Raw genomic sequence first — 17,924 nt, 5'->3', positions numbered from 1 at the left:
AAATCCAAGTATTGTGACACAAGGTGTGCCATAAGTTTCCACGCAGCAAGGGGGGGCGGTGTCATGGATTGTCGGAAAATCGGGGATTGGCGGAAGATCGGCGCCGTCGCGGCGACCAGCCTGGCCTTGCTGGCGCTATGGGCGGCGCCCATGGCGGCTCAGGCGCAGCCTCAGGCAGTGGCCGCGCCCGATGGCCTCAGGGTCGTCCTCTGCGGCACTTCGGGGCCGCTGCCGGTCAAGGACCGCGCCAAGGCCTGCGTCGCCATCCAGGCCGGCGGGGCGCTCTACCTCGTCGACGTCGGGCCGGAGTCGACGGAGAACCTGCTGACCTGGCGGATGCCGATGGCCACGGCGCGGGCGGTGTTCCTCACCCACCTGCACTCCGACCACATCGGCGAGGTCGGCGAGTTCAACATGCAGAGCTGGGTCGCGGGCCGGCCGGGGCCGCTGATGCTCGTGGGCCCGCCCGGCGTCGAGCACCTGGCGGCCGGCTTCAACGAGGCCTACGGTGCCGACCACGGCTTCCGCAACGCGCACCATGAGCACGGCGCGGTGAAGCTGCCCATCGCCGCCGGCCTGCTGAAGGCCCAGGTCGTCCTGCCGCCGGCCTCTGGGACCGCGGTGGTCTGGCGCGAGAACGGCCTGACCGTCACCGCCATCGTCGTCCACCACAACCCGGTCACCCCGGCCTACGGCTACCGCTTCGACTACAAGGGCCGCTCGGTGGTGGTCAGCGGCGACACCATCAAGTGGCCGCCGCTCGCCGTCGCCGCCAAGGGCGCGGACGTGCTGATCCACGAGGCGCAGAACTCCGACATGACGAAACAGCTGTCGCAGGGCCTGGCGATGATGGCCAACGCCCGGATGAGCTCGGTCATGGCCGACACGCTCAGCTACCACACCACCCCGGTGGAGGCCGCCGACATCGCCCGCATGGCCGGCGTAAAGCGGCTGGTGCTCAGCCACCTGACCCAGGCGGGCCTGCCGTTCTACACGCCGGAGGCCTTCACCAAGGGCATGGACGCCGGCGGGCCGCTCGACTGGCGGCTGGCGCGCGACGGCATGACCATCGACCTGCCGGCCGGCTCCGAAGAGATCAGGTTCGGCCAGTTCTAGTGTCCCGATTCCGAAGTTCGCAAGCGCTTGCGGCTGGCTTTGGCGAACTTCGGAATCGATAAGGACACTAGCAAGTATATGTTTCTAGTGTGCTTTCTTGGATTTGAAGTTCGCTCGGCGCGTGGCGCGTGAGTAAGGCGAACTTCAAATCCAGCACACTAGCCCGCGGACATCCGGCCTTCGCCCGGGTCCCCCGCCTGTGGGCGCGGCAAGGTGAAAACCAGCCGGTCGCCGTCCCAGACCTCGGCCCGCACCGCGCCTGCGTGCTGCGACAGCATTTGTGCAGCGTGGTCCATGGCGCCGCTCCGGGACGTTTCCGGCAACACCTCGAAATGCGGCGCTCCGCCGCCTTCCCGATGGATGTAGCAAAGGTAGACCATCGGCGTCACCATGCACCCGGCTGAGCGGGTCTTCAAAGCAAAATCTAAGGACTTGTTAAGTAAACGCTCGTGCTGAGTCAGGTGGTCGACGGAGTTTGGCGCCCGCCGGCCGGGGCTGCCAACAAGCGGGGCCTTGAGCTCAGGCGCGGGCCTGATAGCGCATGGCCAGCGAATAGCTGCCCGCGGCGGCCTCGTCAGCCTCGCCCAGGCGTTCGGCGACGTCGGCGAGGGCCGCGAGCTGCTCGCCGAACCGCGCCAGCTCGACGCCGTCGCGGCGAACGATCCACCCGCCGAGTGTTTCGACAACTTCGTACTTCATCTGACCCCGTCCACTGCGGCCGCAGCGGTAGGTCGTCAGGGTTAATGCACCAAGAGCGCGAGTCGCCTCACCCCTGCGCCCAGTTGTCGCACGTCAGAGTTGTCGGCCGTCAAAGTTGTCGGATAGGGATCGGTACGTCGCAGACGCTGAAACGGGCGCCCAGCCGCGCCTGAAGCTGCGCCACCCGCGCCCGGAACGCCGGCCCGCGTTCGTTCGCCACCTCCAGCCGCGGCCGCTCGGCGGCGGGCAATTCGGCGGCCAGGCGGACGCGAACCATCCGGTCCGGGTCGGCCGGCGGCTCGCCGACCGCGATGGCGCGCACGACCTCCAGCCCCTGAACCACCCGGCCCCAGACGGCGTAGTCGTGGTCGAGCCGCCGCGCCGGCGCCCGCATGAAGAAGATCTCGCTGTTGGCGGTGTCGATCCCCGCCTGGCGGCCCATGCCGGCCACGCCCGCGCAATAGGCGCCCCAGACCCGCCGGCGGTGGTCGCCGCCCAGCGCCTGCTCCGTGGCCGAGGCGCCTGAGATGGGCGTCGAGCCCAGGAAGCCTTCCACCGCGTCGCTGCGCTCCAGCACCACCACGTCCCCGGCCTGCGGCGGCAGCCGGGCGCTGAACTCGGCGGGCAGGTCCGGATAGGCCGAGGTCCCGCCGTCGCGGTTGTTGGGATTGCCGGTCTGGTCCACGAAGCCCTCGATCACCCGATGGAACAGCAGGCCGTCGTAGACCCCCTCCCGCGCCAGCCGCTTCACCCGCTCCACCGCCTTCGGCGCCAGCAACGGCTGCATCTCCACCACGATCCGCCCCTTGGAGGTCTCGATCACCAGCGTGTCAGCGGGGTCCAGCGCCCGCCAGTCCGGCTGCGGCCTGGCGGCGCCGAGGCAAGCCAAGGCAGCCAGCGCGATTGCGCCCGCTTCGATAATGCGCCGCATACCCTACCCCGCCGATCCCATCCTCAGTGTCATCCCGGTTTTCGCGAAGCGAAAGACCGGGACCCATAAACGTCGCAGTCGGCGGCTAGCCGGCGAGAGTGGCTCCCTCCAATCCGGAAACAATCTTCTGCCGACCACCCGCTTTTCCGCACGATCCGGGAGCTTATCTTCACCTCCGAAGAGCGCCGCCCCCTTACTCAAGCGGACTGCGGCGCCAGGAGGAACATCATGATTGAGAAACGTCCCTTTGCGGGCCTCGGCGGCGCCGACCACGGCTGGCTGAAGGCCAAGCACCACTTCTCCTTCGCCAGCTACCACGATCCCAAGCGCATGGGCTGGGGGAGCTTGCGCGTCTGGAACGACGACGAGATCGCCGCCAACTCCGGCTTTCCGCCGCATCCGCACGCCGACATGGAGATCATCACCTACGTCCGCGAGGGCGCGATCACCCACAAGGACAGCCTCGGCAACGAAGGCCGCACCGAAGCGGGCGACGTGCAGGTGATGAGCGCCGGCTCCGGCATCCGCCACGCCGAGTACAACCTCGAAGGCGACACCACGCGGATCTTCCAGATCTGGATCGAGCCCGACCGCACCGGCGGCCCGCCCGCCTGGGGCGCCAAGCCGTTCCCGAAGGACGACCGCGCCGGCAAGTTCGTGACCCTGGCGTCCGGCCTGCCTGGCGACGACGACGCCCTGCCGATCCGCACGCCCGCCCGGGTGGCCGGCGCCACCATCAAGGCCGGGGAGACCACCGAATACGCCCTCGATCCCAGCCGCCACGCCTATCTGGTGGCCGCGACCGGCGCGCTCGACGTCAACGGCGTCCGCCTCGACGCCCGCGACGGCGCCGCGATCACCGGCGAATCCGCCCTGCGGGTCACGGCGCTGGAAGACTCCGAGGTGGTCCTCGTCGACGCGGCTTAGGCCCGCATTCCTCCCCCGAAAGGAACACTTCGGGGGAGGTGTCGGCGAAGCTGACGGAGGGGGCTTGTAGCCCCTGCGCTTATCTCATAGCCAAGTCCGGACACGGAGTTCCGGGGGAGCGTGAACATGGCGGGCTTGATGATGGCGCTGGCGCTGGCGGCGCAGCCGGCGCCGGCGGCGCAGGTGCGCGGCTACCAGGACCTGGCCCTCTCCCCGAAAGGCGACCTGATCGCCACGGTCGAGACCGACGAGCTCTTCCAGTCGGAAGCCGATCCGCACGGCGTCGTGGTGGTCCGCAATCGGGCCAACGGCAAGGTCGTGGCCCGTTACGACCCTTGCGCGAGCTGCTTCTATGCCGGCCCCGCCTGGTCGCCGGACGGCGCGGCGCTGGCCTTCGTCTCCAGCGACCGCAAGGCCAAGTCCGCCACCCTGCAGGTGGTGCGCGCCGGCAAGGCTGCGGTGGCGCTCGCCTTCGACGGCCTGCTCGAGGCCCCCCGCTGGTCGCCGGACGGCGCGACCCTGGCGGTGCTGGCCACAGAGCGGCCCAGCAAGCAGACCGGCGCCACCCAGGCCGGCGCGGCCCAGGTCGGCGAGATCGGATCCGCTACGGACGAGCAACGCGTCGCGGTCCTGCCCTCCGCCGGCGGACCCCTGAAGTTCCTCTCGCCGGCCGACACCTTCGTCTACGAGTACGACTGGACTCCCGACGGCAAGGGCTTCGTGGTCTCCGAGGCCAAGGGCGACGGCGACAACAACTGGTGGGTCGCCAGGCTGGCCGCGGTCGGCCTCGACGGCTCGTTCCGCGAGATCGCCGCGCCCCCGGTGCAGATCAAGTTCCCGCGCGTCTCCCCCGACGGCAGGACGGTGGCCTTCATCGGCGGCCTGCACTCGGATTTCGGACCGGTGGGCGGCGACCTCTACACCGTGCCCTTCGCGGGCGGGTCGGCGGTCGACCGGACGCCCAACTACAAGGGCAGCCTCTCCTCGCTGATCTGGCGCGAGAAAGCGCTCTTCGCCACCGCCGTCGTCGGCGACCAGAACGCGCTCATCACCGTCGATCCCGCGACCGGCGCGACCCGGACCCTGCTCTCCGCGCCCGAAACCTTCTCCGCCGGCGACGGCCGCGTCTCGATCAGCCGCGACGGCAAGGTCCTGGCCGGCGTCGGCGAGGACTTCACCACCGGCCCGCACATCGCGGCCGGCTCGCTGAGCGCGCCGAAGACCATCACCCATGAGAACGACGGCCTGACCGCCCAGGTCAGCGCCCGCAGCATCACCTGGAAGAACGAAGGCTTCGACGTCCAGGGCTGGCTGCTGGGTCCGGCCACGGTCGAGCCCGGCAAGACCTATCCGATGATCGTCGAGGTGCACGGCGGCCCGAGCGCGGCGACCCAGCCCAGCTACACCTGGAAGGGGACCGCCTACGACCTCGTGGCCCATGGCTACTACGTCTTCCTGCCCAATCCGCGCGGCTCCTTCGGCCAGGGCGAGGCCTTCACCAAGGCCAACGTCAAGGACTTCGGGGGCGGCGACCTGCGCGACATCCTGGCGGGCGTCGATGCGGTGGAGAAGGTCGCCCCGGTCGACGACAAGCGCCTGGGCGTCTACGGCCACAGCTACGGCGGCTTCATGACCATGTGGACCGTCACCCACTCCCAGCGGTTCAAGGCCGCGGTGGCCGGCGCCGGCATCGCCAACTGGGTCAGCTACTACGGTCAGAACGGCATCGACCAGTGGATGGTCCCGTTCTTCGGCTCGACCGTCTACGACGACCCCTCCGTCTACGACCGCCTGTCGCCGATCCGCTCGATCAAGGCCGCCAGGACGCCGACCTTCATCTACGTCGGCGAGCGCGACGTCGAATGCCCGCCCGCCCAGTCGCTGGAGTTCCACCACGGCCTTGACGCCGTGGGCGTGCCCAATTCGCTGGTGATCTACCCCGGCGAGGGCCACGGCATCCGCGAGGCCGAGCACAAGGCCGACCTGAAAAAGCGCATCCTCGGCTGGTTCGACCACTACCTGGGGCAGCCGTAGGTTCCCGCAAAAGCTCCACCGTTACGCGACCGGTTTTTCGTGCGACCGTTGGTCATCGAAACGGGAGCTATCGACATGCTGAAGATCGCTTCGGTCGCCGCGATCGCCTTGGGCGCATCGCTGCTCGCCGCCTCTGCCGTGGCCGCCGTCCAGCCGTTCCCGGCCAGCTTCAAGACGCAGATGATCGCTGCGAACGGCACCAAGATCTTCGTCCGCGTCGGCGGCCACGGCCCGGCCGTGGTGATGCTGCACGGCTACGGCGAGACCGGGGATATGTGGCAGCCGCTGGCCGTCAAGCTCGCCCGGAACCACACCGTTATCGTCCCGGACCTGCGCGGCATGGGCCTCTCCGCCCACCCCGCGGGCGGCTACGACAAGAAGAACCAGGGACGTGACGTCTCCGGCGTCCTCGACGCCCTGAAGATCGGCAAGGTCGATGTGGTCGCCCACGACATCGGCAACATGGTCGGCTACGCCTTCGTGGCCGAGCAGCCCGAACGCGTCACTAAGCTGGTGCTGATGGACGCGCCCATTCCCGGCGTCGGGCCGTGGGACGAGATCCTCAAGAGCCCGCTGCTCTGGCACTTCCGCTTCGGCGGCCCGGACATGGAGCGCCTGGTCAAGGGCCGCGAGCGCATCTACCTCGACCGCTTCTGGAACGAGTTCTCGGCCAACCCGAAGAACTTCGACGAGGCCTCGCGCCAGCACTATGCCGCGCTCTACGCCCGGCCGCAGGCCATGCACGACGGCTTCGAGCAGTTCCACGCCTTCGACCAGGACGCGATCGACAACAAGGCCTTCCTCGCAAAGGGCCCGCTGACCATGCCGGTGCTGGCCATCGGCGGCGAGAAGTCCTTCGGCCCGACGATGGCGGTGGTGGCCCGCGCGGCGGCGACCAACGTCCAGGGCGCGGTGATCCCCAACGCCGGGCACTGGGTGATGGAGGAGAACCCGACGGCCACGGTCGCGGTCGTCAGCAACTTCCTGCACTGACCGCGGCCCCCGGGCGGCCGGTCACGCCGGCTGGGGCGCGAACTTCAGCACCTGGCGCAGTTCGCAGGTTCCCTCGCCGGCGACCTTCAGGAACGCCTTGCAGAGCTCGATCGCCTCTTCCTTGGAGTCGGCGTCCAGGAAGGCGAAGCCGCCGGCCCGCACCGCCTCGTCCGACACCGTGAACTCGCCGTCCGCCAGCCGCACGCGGGCGCAGCGGTCGCGCGGCGTCAGCGGCTCGGTGGAGATCAGCTTGCCCTTGGCGGTCCATTCCTCGATCAGCCGGCCCATGGCGGCCATGTGTTCCTGGCTGGGCATGCCGCCCTCGACGCCGGACTCGGGACGATAGATCGACAGATAGCGCATGGGTGGTTTCCTCGCTGGGGTTTCCAGCCCAAGGACGAACGCGCGAGCGCGGAGCCGACAGCGCTTGCGGAAATATTCGCTCGCCGCCGTTGGCGCGCGCCGCTGCAGCCGGTGATGCACCGCCACGCATGGGTCCCGTTGCTGGGAACAACCTGGCCGGGTGAGCCTTATGAGAGGCCTGGAAGGGCTGACGGTCGCGGCGCTTTTGCCCGCGACGACGACGGAGTGAGTAAAATGAACAAGCTTTTGGCATGCGCCGCCCTCATCGGCGCGTTCGGGTTGGCGGTTCCGGCGCAAGCGGATTCCGGCGTCAAGATCGGCACCCTCTCCTGCAACGAGCGCGGCGGATGGGGCCTCATCCTGGGCTCGGCGCGCCCCCTCAGCTGCACCTTCTCGAGCGGCGACCGGATTGAGCACTATGCAGGCAACATGACGAGGGTCGGCGTGGATGTCGGCTACCAGCACTCCGGCACGCTCGTTTGGGCGGTCATCGCACCGCATAACGACACGGCGCGCGGCGCTCTTTCAGGTCACTACGCGGGTGCAACCGCGAGCGCGACTGCCATTGTCGGGGTCGGCGCGAACGCCCTGATCGGCGGGCTCGACAGGAGCATCGCCCTGCAGCCCGTCAGCGTCGAGGGAACCACCGGCTTGGACGTCGCGGCGGGAATCGGCGCGATGACGCTGCGATCCGAGGGGTGAGGTCGACGCTCGCCGCCCTCTGGGCTCCCTCCGGGCGGTGAGCGACGCCGCTCCTGGCGCGCACTAATTCCTGTGGATCGGGTCGATCCAGGCCACGCCCTCGGGCTTCTCGACCGGCTCGATCTCCAGGTTGACCACCACCGCCTCGCTATCGCTGCGCACCAGCACGCAGGACAGGGTCTCCTCGGTGGAGGCATTGATCTCCTGGTGCGGCACATAGGGCGGCACATAGATGAAGTCGCCGGGCCCCGCCTCGGCGGTGAACTCCAGCTTCTCGCCCCAGCGCATCCGCGCGCGGCCGCTCACCACATAGATCACGCTCTCCAGCGGCCCGTGGTGGTGCGCGCCGGTCTTGGCGTTGGCGTGGATGTGCACGGTGCCGGCCCAGAGCTTCTGGGCGCCCATGCGGGCCCGGTCGATGGCCGCAGCGCGGTGCATGCCGGGCGTCTGCGGCGTGGAGTCGTCGAGCTGGTCGCCCGGCACCACCCGCACGCCGGTGTGCTTCCAGCCGTCCGGAGGGGTCGAAGTCGCGTCGGTCATCGCCCGAGCAAACCCCGGCCGCCTCGCCTTGGCAAGCCGCGCCTACTCGCGGGCCAGCACGTAGCGCGCGGCGCGCGCGACGACGGCCAGCACGATCGCCGTCAGCAGGAGGTCGCGGCTCAACCGCGTCGCCCAGCCTTCCACGGCGAACTCCAGGGCCAGCATGGCGCACAGCCCCGCCACGATCACGCCCAGCCAGTGGATGACGCGCCCCAGCGCGCCGGCGGGTCCTACGTCACGCCGGCGAAGGCTCGGCCAGATGAAATTGGGCAAGGGATCCTCCCGCGGGGAGCGTCGGCGCAGATGCGGCCGGCTCCTTCTTCCCGCAGGATCGTGGCCTGGGTCGGGCCGCTCTATTTCAAGCCCGAGGGATACCGGCAAAGAAGCGCCGCCCCCACCTCTATTTGTTTTTGGTATCGCCAAGGCCCAAGGCCACAAATATTAAGCCAAGTCCAAATGAGATACCAAATGTCACTCTCAATAAAATTCTTTGCCAGGACGTGATGTATGCAACGTGCCCATGCAGGTATTGCGGGAATATTTGGCCTGTTTCAGGCATCGGCACGGCCGGGCCGCCATTGAGATATAAGCTATACACTATGGAAGATAGAAACGTCGCCGCGCCGGCAACCCATATTATTCTGGAAACCTGTTCCCTGGACATCGCCACGGTCGGGTGTGGACCGCCGTCAGTGCATCCGGGGCGGTTCGACGACGGTCTCGTCCCATTCGCCGACGTCGTCCTGGATCAGCACGTGCCTGGGCTCGCGGTCCAGCACCGCGAAATAGCCGGCAGCCTTCAGCGCCTCGTCCTTGGTGGCGAAGTCGCCGAGTTCGCCCTCGGCCTCGTCCACCAGGATCCAACGCCCGTCGAAGGCCACAACGCTGAGATCAAACATCACGCTCTCCTGCCCCAGGATCGCCTTATTTCACCGAACTTCGGCGTCCTGCGCGATGTCCGATGGTCGCAGGTACGCACGGTTCTCGTCACTCAATGATTAAGGGACAGATTTTCGCCGCAAAGTCCCAAGGCCCAGGTTTTCGGCCCAAGTCATCACGGGGCGGGCTTTCGACCAAGTCATTAGGGGGCGGCCTTTCGGCCGCGGGCGGCCTCTTCGCGCCTGAGCCTGGCCACCTTCCGGGAAAACGCCTCGCCGTAGAGCCGGTAGCAGGACATCACGACGTCCAGCCCCACCGGAAAGGACTTCGCCAGCTGCTCCATTCCCGGAACCACGTCGGTGCGCCAGATCAGTCGGCCCTCGTCGGCCGGACAGGCGATCGGACGCGCCATCGCCGCCTTCAGGTGCGGACACTGCCGCCGGGCGCGCCGGGCGCAGGCTTCGTGCACCGGCGGCACGTTGCCGCCATAGCGTTCGCCGCCTTCGGCCATCGTCACCATGCCGCCCGAGGCCGCCGGGAAGATCCAGCGGTCGCGGGCCGGCGTCGGCTGGCCGCAGACGTGGCACAGGTGCCGGGCCAGGCCCCGCCGCTGGCGGTTCACGTGCACCGCGCCGAAGATCGGCACGCCCTCGCCCGGCCGCTCCGCCTGGGAAAGCTCGATCATGCCGGGGAACAGCACCGACTTCTGCAGCTCGAACGCCTGCTCGCCGCTCCAGGCCACCAACCAGGGCACGCTCTCGCCGACCCGCCACACCGGTTCGGCGGGCTCGCCCATCGGCGCCTCAGCCCTCGTCGCGGAAGTAGGGCTCCACGGGGCCCTGCAGCTTGATGGTCAAGGGCTTGCCGCGGCGGTCCTTGGAGGCGCCCACCGCCAGGCGCACCCAGCCCTCGGAGACGCAATATTCGTCGACGTTGGTCTTGTCCTCGCCCTTGAAGCGGACGCCCACGTTCCGCGCCAGGATGTCGGCGTCGTAGAACGGGCTGTCGGGGTCGGTGGAGAGGCGGTCTGGCAGGGTCTCGGTCATGGCTCCGCCCTCGCACAGCCGCGCGCCCGGTTCAAGCCGCCGGCGCCGTCACGCGGGGGTCATAACCTTCGACTATTCCGGAATTATGGAAACGATATCCGCCGTCACGGCGCTCTCCGCCCTCGCCCACGAGGGCCGGCTGGAGGTCTTCCGCCTGCTGGTGAAGGCCGGGCCCGAGGGCCTCGCGGCCGGCGAGATCGCGCGGACCACCGGCGTCCTGCCCAACACCCTGTCCTCCAACCTGACCATCCTCAGCGCGGCGGGCCTGGCGACCTCCCAGCGTGAGGGCCGCTCGATCGTCTACGCCGCCGCCTACGAGCGCATGCGCGAGCTGTTGGCCTTCCTGGTGGAGGACTGCTGCGGCGGCGCCCCCAGCATCTGCGCGCCGCTCGCCGGGGTGGTCAGCCGCTGCTGCGAAGCCGAAGGCCGCGCCTGCTGATGCCCGCGCCCTACAACGTCCTCTTCCTGTGCACCGGCAACTCGGCCCGCTCGATCCTCGCCGAAGCCCTGACCAACAGCCTCGGCGAGGGCCGCTTCCAGGCCTTTTCGGCCGGCTCCATGCCGAAAGGCCAGGTCAATCCGCACGCCCTGCCGCTGACCCGCAGCCTCGGCTTCGAGGATCAGGCGTTCCGCTCCAAGTCCTGGGACGACTTCGCCCAGCCCGGCGCGCCGCCGCTCGATTTCGTCATCACCGTCTGCGACGACGCCGCCGGCGAGGTCTGCCCGGTCTGGCCCGGCCAGCCGATGACCGCCCACTGGGGCGTTCCCGACCCCGCCGCCGTGACCGGGACCGAGGCGGAGATCGGCGCGGCCTTCGCCGAGACCTGCCGCCGGCTTCGCAACCGCATCGAGCTCCTGCTCAACCTGCCGATGGCCTCGCTCGACCGGATGTCCCTGCATCGGCGCCTGCATGAGATCGGCGAGACCCGCGACAGCCCCGTCACGTGACCGAAGCCGCCGCCAGCCTGGAGCCGCCGCGCGAAGCCTTCAGTCTCGCCCAGCGCCTCGCCGCCGAAGCCTTGGGGACCGCCTTGCTGCTGGCCGTCATCATCGGCTCGGGGATCATGGGCGAGCGCCTGGCGGGTGGGAACGCCGCCATCGCCCTGCTGGCCAACACGCTCGCCACCGGCGCCGGCCTCACCGTGCTGATCCTGGTGTTCGGCCGGATCTCCGGCGCGCACTTCAACCCGGCGGTGACCCTGGTCTTCCTGCTGAGCCGCGAGATCGGCGCCCGGAGCGCCGCGGCCTACGTCGCCGCCCAGGTCATCGGCGGCGTGCTGGGGGTCTGGGCGGCCCACGCTATGTTCGCCGAGCCCATCTGGCAGGTCTCCGCCAAGCTGCGCGGCGGCCCGGCCCAGGCGTTCTCGGAATTCGTGGCGACCTTCGGCCTGATCCTGACCATCCTGGCGACGCTGCGGTTCCGGCCTCAGGTCACCCCGGCGGCGGTCGGCCTCTACATTAGCGCCGCCTACTGGTTCACCGCCTCGACCTCCTTCGCCAACCCGGCGGTGACGCTGGCCCGCAGCCTGTCCGACACCTTCGCCGGCATCGCGCCGGCTTCCGCGCCGGCGTTCGTGGCCGCGCAGCTCGCCGGCGCGCTGGCCGCCGCAGCGCTGGGCCGCTGGCTGCTGCGCTCCGCCGTTTAGCGGCAGGCGTCCACCATCTTCTCCAGCTCGGCCAGCCTGCGGTCACGCAACAGCCGGCCCGCCGCCATCAGCTGGTAGCGGTCGGCCGCGCCGCCGGCCTCGCGCAGGGCTGCGTCGCTGTCGGGGTACTTGGGCGCGCGTGGGAAGGTCTTGGGCACGCAGGCCTCCCTCGCCGGGGCCGGGACCCTGATGATGACCTCCCTCGGCGCAGGCGCAGGCGCGGCGGCCGGCGGCGGAGCGAGCGGGGCCGGCGTCGCAGCGTCCTGGGACCCCTTGTGCTGCAGGCTCGCGCAGGCGGCCAGCGTCAGGCCGCATGCGGCCGCGGCCGCCGCAGATGTCCACGACTTCACGCTCATTTGAGGGTTTCGAGCACGGCGCGGTCGGCGCTTTCCATGCGCGCGCAGACGTCGAACCCGGCGGGCTCGCCACTCAGGCGCTTGGTGCGGTCCTCGACGCTGGCCGCGCCGTTCGCCTGCCGGCTGCGGGCCAGGTCCGCCGGCCCGCCTTCGCAGGCCGCCAGCCGGGCGTGCAGCGCCATGCCGTTGCGGATGTTCTCCACCGTCAGCACGGAAATTCGCTCCCGAAGCGCCGCCTCGTTCCGCTGCGCCGTCATGGCAGTCACCACCAACAGCCCGCACATGGCGATGGCCAGCACGAAGCCGACCGGTCCGGCCACGGGGCTCATGAAAGCCTGCATCAGGGTTCGGAACATATCGGACCCCCTTACCAGCGGCCGAAGCTTGGCCGCAACGCCTGTACACTCGAAAACCGCGGGCAAGCTCCGCCATAACTAAGGCGCGGGCATGACGAACCGGCAGGGCCGCCGACATACCTTTGTCGCCTTGCCAACCTAGAAGGCGGTGGAGCCTGAAGGAGCCAGACCATGGCCATCTACCGCATCTACCTGGTCCACAACGACGGGCGCCTGCAGCCCGACGAGAGCTTCTACTGCAAAACCGATGAAGAGGCCGTGCGCAAGCTTCGCCCTCCCGGGCGGGTCGACGTCCGCGCCGAACTCTGGCAGGGCGGCCGCTTCGTCGGCGCCGCCGGCCACATCCGCCGCCGCCCCGACGACCGCCCCAGCGCGGTGGGGTGAGGGCGGAAAGCGAGCCACCCCCCCACGTCCTTATTCAGTGTCATCCTGGAAAGCCGCGCCAGCAGCTTGTCCGGGACCCATACACGCGACGCTCTGCGGCGAGCCGCTGATCGTCGGCGCTTATGGATCCCGGCCTTCCGGGATGACGCTCGAAAGGCACGCGATAACCCCTCAGGGTGGGCTCCTGCCGGCTACCCCGCGGCGCGCACGGCGGCTTCGGCGGCCTGGAAGCCGATCTTCGAGTGGGTGCCGTCGCAGAACGGCTTGGTCGTCGAGCCGCCGCAGCGGCACAGGAAGATCTTCTTCTCGCCCGAGACGTCGATTGCCTGCCCGGTGGAGTCGACGAGCTTCAGCTCCGAGAGATCGCCGGAGACCGCGATCGGGCCATTGGGCGTGAACAGCATCTTGATCGGCATGGCGGGTCTCCGGCTGGGCGCTCGCCGAGCGCTACTGCGGCTTGCGGAACTTCAGGATGAACTGGTCGGTCTTGCCGCGGATCGAGGGGTCGAAGACCAGCGCCGTGTGCGGGTCGGCTGGGTTGGCCAGCAGCTTGTCGTCCTCGGCGACCAGCTTGAAACCGGCGGCCTCGACCTCCTTTTTCACCACCGCCGCGTCGATGCGGTGCAGCTTGTCGGAGGTCTCCAGCGGCGCCCCCGGCAGGGCGGCGTGGTCGACCACCACATAAAGACCGCCGGGCCTTAGCGCTCTGAAGACCTGCTTGTTCACCGTGTCGGCGGTCTCGGACGGGAAGGGCTTCAGGTGCATGTCGTGGTAGTTCTGGACCGTCAGCACTAGGTCCAGGCCATCCGGCAGCCCGGCCGCCGCCAGCGGGCCGGTCAACGGGACGACATTCTTGTAGTCGGCGACCGCCGTCGACTGCTCGGTCCCGTAGGCCGCCCGGAACTTGATGAACTCCGCCGACTGGTAGGCGTAGACCTTGCCGGTCGTCCCCACCGCCGGGGCCAGGATGCGGGTGAAGTAGCCGCCGCCCATCATGAAGTCCGCCACCTTCTGGCCGGGCTTCACCTCGGCCAGCGCCAGCAGTTCGCCGGGCTTGCGCGCCGCGTCGCGGGCGGTGTCCGCCGCGGGCCTGGCCTTGTCCGCCAGCGCCGCGGTGATGTTGGCCGGAACCGCCGCCACAGCCACGCCTGCGCCCGCCATCGCCAGCGCCGCCAGCACCGAAACCGTCAGATTGCGCGCCATGCTCGAAGCCTCCCCTGATCTGTCTGGCCCCAGCCTATCACCGGTTTGCGGCGGGGCGCAGCGGAAGGCGGACACGAAAACGCCGCCGGTCGTGGAACCGGCGGCGCAATCGTCGTCTAAGGTGCGAAGTGCTTAGGCGGCGACCGCCACAGCGCGACGGCGGCGAAGCGCCACGCCGGCCACGCCGAAGCCGCCCAGCATCAGCGCCCAGCTCGCCGGCTCCGGCACGCCGCCGGCCGTCGCCACCAGGGTCGACTCGATGTTGGCGTCGGATTCCCAACCGTCCGCGCCGTTGCCCAAGAAGCCGACGAACCCGCCGGACTGGTTGTTGCTGGGGCTGAACGCCGCGGTCACGGTCTGGCCGAGGTAGGTGGCCGAGAAGGTGAAGTTCTCCTCACCCGGGTAGAAATCGTCGTAGTCGAAGGTGAACGGGCCAAGGAAGTCCGTGAATGCCAGCGTGGTCGTGCCGGCGTTGACCGTGCCGTCGGCGATGTTCCAGGTCCCGGCGCCGGGGGCGCCGCCGCTAGCGCCGAAGCTCACGTTGGTCAGATCGGCATCGGTAGCGATCGTGAACGACGTGGTATCGGCGAAGCTCCCGTCATAGCTGGCGAAGATCTGCACGGCGGCCGAGGCGGGCGCCGCGGCGGCGGTCAGTGCGAAGGCGGCCGCGCAGGCGGTCGCAAAGCGGATCAGATTCTTGGACACTCAGTCCCCCATGGTTAAGCAATGTTAACAGACTGCAGGGGGTGATACGGTCACGCTTCACAGATAACAAGCATACTCACCCATCGGGCGAGTCCCAAATTTGATATACCAGAGATATGGCAGTGTTTCGCCAATTCCTGCGGCCAACTCCAAAGTCAATGCTTTGAGATATTCTGTTATGTGACCATCGTTTTCTGAACGTGGCGGCGTAGAGATCGCCTGAAGGCGACACGCCCAGGCATCGCCCCTTCCACTCCTGCTCGCGCCGGGATACCCATGGTTCGTGGGGGACTGGATCATGGCCGACACCTGCCTGCGCACCATGGCTCGGACATGACCGCCGAGGTCGCGGCGCGGCCCGCCGAAGTCGTCATTCCGCTGGCCCCGGGCAGGCGCCTGCGCCTGCTGCTCTACGCCGGCGTTCCCATCCTGATCATCAACTTCGCCGCGCCCTATCTGGGCCTCATCGGCCTGCCGATCACCTTCTTCCTGAAGAACCGGCTGCACCTGACGGCCCACCAGACCGCGCAGTTCAACCTGATCATCTCCATTCCGCTGTTCCTGGGCTTCGTCTTCGGCTTCATCCGCGACCGCTGGAGCCCGTTCGGGACCGGCGACCGCGGCCACCTGGTGGTCTTCGGCCTCGCCACCGCCGCGATCTATGCGGCCATGGCCTTCATCGAGCCGACCTACGCCGTCCTGCTGGTGGGCGTCCTGGTGGTCACCGCCCTGATGCAGTTCGTCGCCGGCGCGGCGACGGGGCTGTCGTCCGCCATCGGCCGACACCACGCCATGACCGGCCAGATGAGCACGGTGATGAACTTCGCCATCCCGGCGCCAGGGGTGATGGCCATGTTGCTCGGCGGGGTCCTTAGCGGCCTGCTGGAAGGCGGCGGCGCCGTGACCGCGGCCCGCATCCTGTTCCTGCTGGGCGCGGGGCTGATGCTCGCCATCACCGCCTTCGGAGCCTTCGGGCCCAGGCGCCTGTTCGACGACGCGGTGGCCGGCGCCGAGCCGCAGCGGCTGACGCCCGGCGCCGACGTCATGCGCCTGCTGCGCACCTGGGCCATCTATCCGGTGATCATGATCCAGCTGCTCTGGCAGTTCGCGCCGGGCGCCAACCTGGCTCTGCAGTACCACATGGCCAACGAGCTGCACGCCACCGACGCCCAGGTGGGCGCCTTCTTCGCCATCTTCTACGCCGGCTTCCTGCCGGTCTACGTCCTCTACGCCTGGCTCGCCCAGCGCCTGCGGCTGGGGACGCTGCTCTGGATCGGCGGGATCCTGGCGGTGCCGCAGATGGTCTCGCTGCTGTTCATCCACTCGGCGCAGAGCGCGCTCCTGGCGGCGATCCCCATGGGCCTGCTGGGCGGCATCGGCCAGGCGGCGTTCACCGACCTCGCCATGCGCTCCTGCCCCAAGGGCCTGGAGGGCACGATGATGATGCTGTTCCTGGCGCTCTACTGGATTTCCAACCGGTTCGGCGACCTCTGGGGCGCGGACCTCTACCAGAACCACGGCGGCTACAACACGACGCTCTGGGCGACGATCGCCGTCTACGCCCTGATCCTGCCGGTCCTGTTCCTGGTGCCCAAGCGCATCAAGGCGACCATCGACGCCCGGGGTTAGGACCGGTCTCCCTCAGCCGATCACGTGGGCGTGGGTCGCGCCGACGGCTGCGGCGACCGCGGCGTGCTGCGGCAGCCGCAGGCGATAGATCAGCACTGAGCGCGCCGCATGCTTGCCGGCGGAGACCGTCTGCTTGGCCCAGGCAAGGAACGTCGCCGGGTCCAGGTGGGACGACCATTCGGTGGAGATCCCCCGCAGCCCCGCGTCCTTCAGCACTCTGGCCTCGATCCGCGTGAACTCCTCCAGGTGGCCGATGACGAACAGCGAGGAGGGCGCGATCATGGTCGCGGCGGTCTGCAGCGTCGTCGCCGGCACCCCGTCGATATCGCGCAACTCGCAGATCAGGCCCTGGCGGGCGTAGGTGCGGGCCTCCTGGAAGGCGGTGACGATGCGCGCGCGGTCGTCCAGGTTCGACAGGCTGGAAAAGGAGACCGGCACAATAAGCGCCAGCGGCGGGGCTTCCGGCTGACTACGGCGTAGCTCGCCCAGCCCCAGGGTGATGGCGCCGAGATCGATGCGCAGCCGGTCGCTGCGGGACAGGCGCGCCAGTTCCGTGGCGCTGAACTCCCGCCCGGTCATCGCATCGGCCACCGAGCGTCGCAGGCGCAGGCCGATCGTCGTTCGTCCCTTCAGCTCGATGACCGGATCGAGCGTGCAGGTGACTTCCACCTGGCATCCGTTCGACGCGACGAACGGCGTCCAGACGGCGACCGGTCCCAGGTCGGAATTCGCAGCGGCGACGTCCGCAGCCGCCGACCTGCCCATCTCGTCGTCCGACGCCTCGGCGGCGCGAGGGTCGACCGGCCGGGCCTCCACGCCCATGGGCGAAACCTGCACAACCTCGTGGACCGCGAGGTCGGCCGGCTCCGCCGAGCCCAGGAAGTGGTGCAGGATGTCGCGCAGCAGGCGCAGGCAGAAGGCCTGACCCGCCAGCCGGCCGAGCTCCGGCTGGCAAACCAGGATGTCGGTTTCGGAGATCCGCAGGTGATACCCGCGCGCGCCGATCTTCTGGTCGAGCAGCGCCTGGACGTGCTCGTGCACCTGGTCCCGGCGCATGGGCCAGCGGTCGCCAAAACGCTCGGCGACGGCGTCCATGGCGATCAGGTTCACCCGGCCTGACGCCAGGACCTCGGGGCTCGCGAACTGTTCGAGAGCCGCGTCGATGCCCGGCGAAAGCAGGCGCCGGACGGTCGCGCCGGAGCCCTGGTCCCGCACCTTTTGCATGACCTGGCTCATGGCGGCGCAAGCGCCGGGCTGCCCGGCCCGCCCGGAAGCTCGTCGTAGCTGATCGACAGCGATGCCGGAGCATCCCCGCCGGCCGACCGAAAGCGCAGCACGGCCTCATCCAGCGCGTCGCTCAGGCGTTTGAAGCAATCCTGCTCCAGCCGCCCCTGCTGGATAAGGAACCAGCGTCC

26 protein-coding genes are annotated in these 17,924 nt (G+C 69.1%); 10 read left to right on the top strand and 16 right to left on the bottom strand.

Going from position 1 to position 17,924, the window contains the following annotated elements; genetic code table 11:
* Positions 1-63 precede the first annotated feature (63 nt).
* Positions 64-1,116, top strand: a complete 1,053-nt coding sequence (locus tag JWP28_RS09925) for an MBL fold metallo-hydrolase (RefSeq protein WP_299542562.1) — start codon at positions 64-66, stop codon at positions 1,114-1,116.
* 158 nt (positions 1,117-1,274) lie between these two features.
* Here the strand turns inward: JWP28_RS09925 and JWP28_RS09920 are convergent, their stop codons facing one another.
* The 3 genes from JWP28_RS09920 to JWP28_RS09910 form a co-directional block, all read right to left on the bottom strand.
* Positions 1,275-1,412 carry a hypothetical protein gene (locus JWP28_RS09920; RefSeq protein WP_299542560.1) on the bottom strand — a complete coding sequence of 46 codons (138 nt, stop codon included), beginning with the start codon at positions 1,410-1,412 and terminating at the stop codon, positions 1,275-1,277.
* A gap of 223 nt (positions 1,413-1,635) precedes the next feature.
* Positions 1,636-1,815: a hypothetical protein gene (locus JWP28_RS09915; RefSeq protein WP_299542558.1), complete on the bottom strand. Its 180-nt coding sequence runs from the start codon at positions 1,813-1,815 to the stop codon at positions 1,636-1,638.
* A 109-nt stretch (positions 1,816-1,924) separates the two neighbouring features.
* Positions 1,925-2,746 (bottom strand): peptidylprolyl isomerase, encoded by an 822-nt coding sequence (locus tag JWP28_RS09910; protein ID WP_299542556.1) that lies wholly within the window; start codon positions 2,744-2,746, stop codon positions 1,925-1,927.
* A gap of 228 nt (positions 2,747-2,974) precedes the next feature.
* On the opposite strand from JWP28_RS09910, the gene JWP28_RS09905 reads away from it, so the two are divergent.
* The 3 genes from JWP28_RS09905 to JWP28_RS09895 all read left to right on the top strand — a co-directional run bounded on the left by JWP28_RS09905 (position 2,975) and on the right by JWP28_RS09895 (position 6,700).
* Positions 2,975-3,673: a pirin family protein gene (locus tag JWP28_RS09905; protein WP_299542554.1), complete on the top strand. Its 699-nt coding sequence runs from the start codon at positions 2,975-2,977 to the stop codon at positions 3,671-3,673.
* A 126-nt stretch (positions 3,674-3,799) separates the two neighbouring features.
* On the top strand, positions 3,800-5,707 hold the full coding sequence (locus JWP28_RS09900; RefSeq protein ID WP_299542552.1) for a S9 family peptidase: 1,908 nt from the start codon (positions 3,800-3,802) through the stop codon (positions 5,705-5,707).
* Positions 5,708-5,782: 75 nt separating this feature from the next.
* Entirely contained in the window at positions 5,783-6,700 is a 918-nt protein-coding gene (locus tag JWP28_RS09895) for an alpha/beta hydrolase (RefSeq protein WP_299542550.1), read from the top strand.
* A 21-nt stretch (positions 6,701-6,721) separates the two neighbouring features.
* Here the strand turns inward: JWP28_RS09895 and JWP28_RS09890 are convergent, their stop codons facing one another.
* A complete protein-coding gene (locus JWP28_RS09890; protein WP_299542549.1) occupies positions 6,722-7,063 on the bottom strand; it encodes a YciI family protein in 342 nt (113 codons plus the stop codon).
* A 234-nt stretch (positions 7,064-7,297) separates the two neighbouring features.
* Between JWP28_RS09890 and JWP28_RS09885 the strand changes: the two genes are divergently transcribed.
* Positions 7,298-7,765, top strand: coding sequence for a DUF992 domain-containing protein (locus JWP28_RS09885; RefSeq protein WP_299542547.1), 468 nt, complete (start codon positions 7,298-7,300; stop codon positions 7,763-7,765).
* Positions 7,766-7,828: 63 nt separating this feature from the next.
* Here the strand turns inward: JWP28_RS09885 and JWP28_RS09880 are convergent, their stop codons facing one another.
* From JWP28_RS09880 to JWP28_RS09860, 5 genes are all read right to left on the bottom strand, one after another.
* Entirely contained in the window at positions 7,829-8,305 is a 477-nt protein-coding gene (locus JWP28_RS09880) for a cupin domain-containing protein (protein WP_299542545.1), read from the bottom strand.
* A 42-nt stretch (positions 8,306-8,347) separates the two neighbouring features.
* The gene (locus JWP28_RS09875; RefSeq protein ID WP_299542544.1) at positions 8,348-8,578 is read right to left on the bottom strand and encodes a hypothetical protein; all 231 of its coding nucleotides are present in this window, start codon (positions 8,576-8,578) and stop codon (positions 8,348-8,350) included.
* A 416-nt stretch (positions 8,579-8,994) separates the two neighbouring features.
* Positions 8,995-9,204 (bottom strand): hypothetical protein, encoded by a 210-nt coding sequence (locus JWP28_RS09870; protein ID WP_299542542.1) that lies wholly within the window; start codon positions 9,202-9,204, stop codon positions 8,995-8,997.
* Positions 9,205-9,386: 182 nt separating this feature from the next.
* On the bottom strand, positions 9,387-9,980 hold the full coding sequence (locus JWP28_RS09865; RefSeq protein ID WP_299542540.1) for a hypothetical protein: 594 nt from the start codon (positions 9,978-9,980) through the stop codon (positions 9,387-9,389).
* A gap of 7 nt (positions 9,981-9,987) precedes the next feature.
* A complete protein-coding gene (locus JWP28_RS09860; RefSeq protein WP_299542538.1) occupies positions 9,988-10,230 on the bottom strand; it encodes a DUF3297 family protein in 243 nt (80 codons plus the stop codon).
* An 85-nt stretch (positions 10,231-10,315) separates the two neighbouring features.
* Here JWP28_RS09860 and JWP28_RS09855 point away from each other — a divergent pair, with 85 nt between their 5' ends.
* From JWP28_RS09855 to JWP28_RS09845, 3 genes are read left to right on the top strand one after another with little or no spacing between them, the layout of a single operon-like run.
* Complete coding sequence (locus JWP28_RS09855; protein WP_299542536.1) at positions 10,316-10,669, top strand: metalloregulator ArsR/SmtB family transcription factor; 354 nt, start codon at positions 10,316-10,318, stop codon at positions 10,667-10,669.
* Positions 10,669-11,178 carry an arsenate reductase ArsC gene (locus tag JWP28_RS09850; protein ID WP_299542534.1) on the top strand — a complete coding sequence of 170 codons (510 nt, stop codon included), beginning with the start codon at positions 10,669-10,671 and terminating at the stop codon, positions 11,176-11,178. The genes JWP28_RS09855 and JWP28_RS09850 overlap by 1 nt, the downstream gene beginning before the upstream one ends.
* On the top strand, positions 11,175-11,876 hold the full coding sequence (locus JWP28_RS09845) for an MIP/aquaporin family protein (RefSeq protein WP_299542532.1): 702 nt from the start codon (positions 11,175-11,177) through the stop codon (positions 11,874-11,876). Before JWP28_RS09850 ends, JWP28_RS09845 begins: the two co-directional genes overlap by 4 nt.
* On the opposite strand, the gene JWP28_RS09840 is transcribed toward JWP28_RS09845, so the two are convergent.
* Positions 11,873-12,232 (bottom strand): hypothetical protein, encoded by a 360-nt coding sequence (locus tag JWP28_RS09840; protein ID WP_299542530.1) that lies wholly within the window; start codon positions 12,230-12,232, stop codon positions 11,873-11,875. The two genes, JWP28_RS09845 and JWP28_RS09840, sit on opposite strands and share 4 nt — an antisense overlap.
* Entirely contained in the window at positions 12,229-12,588 is a 360-nt protein-coding gene (locus JWP28_RS09835) for a hypothetical protein (RefSeq protein ID WP_299542528.1), read from the bottom strand. Before JWP28_RS09835 ends, JWP28_RS09840 begins: the two co-directional genes overlap by 4 nt.
* A gap of 171 nt (positions 12,589-12,759) precedes the next feature.
* On the opposite strand from JWP28_RS09835, the gene JWP28_RS09830 reads away from it, so the two are divergent.
* The gene (locus JWP28_RS09830; RefSeq protein ID WP_299542526.1) at positions 12,760-12,972 is read left to right on the top strand and encodes a hypothetical protein; all 213 of its coding nucleotides are present in this window, start codon (positions 12,760-12,762) and stop codon (positions 12,970-12,972) included.
* 191 nt (positions 12,973-13,163) lie between these two features.
* Here JWP28_RS09830 and JWP28_RS09825 read toward each other — a convergent pair whose 3' ends face one another.
* The 3 genes from JWP28_RS09825 to JWP28_RS09815 all read right to left on the bottom strand — a co-directional run bounded on the left by JWP28_RS09825 (position 13,164) and on the right by JWP28_RS09815 (position 14,880).
* A complete protein-coding gene (locus JWP28_RS09825; RefSeq protein WP_299542525.1) occupies positions 13,164-13,388 on the bottom strand; it encodes a CDGSH iron-sulfur domain-containing protein in 225 nt (74 codons plus the stop codon).
* Between the two features lie 31 nt (positions 13,389-13,419).
* On the bottom strand, positions 13,420-14,175 hold the full coding sequence (locus tag JWP28_RS09820) for a methyltransferase (RefSeq protein WP_299542523.1): 756 nt from the start codon (positions 14,173-14,175) through the stop codon (positions 13,420-13,422).
* A gap of 132 nt (positions 14,176-14,307) precedes the next feature.
* A complete protein-coding gene (locus JWP28_RS09815; protein WP_299542521.1) occupies positions 14,308-14,880 on the bottom strand; it encodes a PEPxxWA-CTERM sorting domain-containing protein in 573 nt (190 codons plus the stop codon).
* 333 nt (positions 14,881-15,213) lie between these two features.
* Between JWP28_RS09815 and JWP28_RS09810 the strand changes: the two genes are divergently transcribed.
* A complete protein-coding gene (locus JWP28_RS09810) occupies positions 15,214-16,509 on the top strand; it encodes an MFS transporter (RefSeq protein WP_299542519.1) in 1,296 nt (431 codons plus the stop codon).
* A 12-nt stretch (positions 16,510-16,521) separates the two neighbouring features.
* Here JWP28_RS09810 and JWP28_RS09805 read toward each other — a convergent pair whose 3' ends face one another.
* Both JWP28_RS09805 and JWP28_RS09800 read right to left on the bottom strand, forming a co-directional pair.
* Entirely contained in the window at positions 16,522-17,733 is a 1,212-nt protein-coding gene (locus JWP28_RS09805; protein ID WP_299542517.1) for a hypothetical protein, read from the bottom strand.
* An 8-nt stretch (positions 17,734-17,741) separates the two neighbouring features.
* Positions 17,742-17,924, bottom strand: a 183-nt coding sequence (locus JWP28_RS09800) for a hypothetical protein (RefSeq protein WP_299542515.1), incomplete at its 5' end; no start/stop codon positions are given.

It is taken from the genome of Phenylobacterium sp. (assembly GCF_028290885.1).
Taxonomy (GTDB): Bacteria; Pseudomonadota; Alphaproteobacteria; order Caulobacterales; family Caulobacteraceae; genus Phenylobacterium.
Note: the sequence above shows the minus strand (reverse complement) of the source record. Positions and strands in the feature narration are given on the sequence as shown.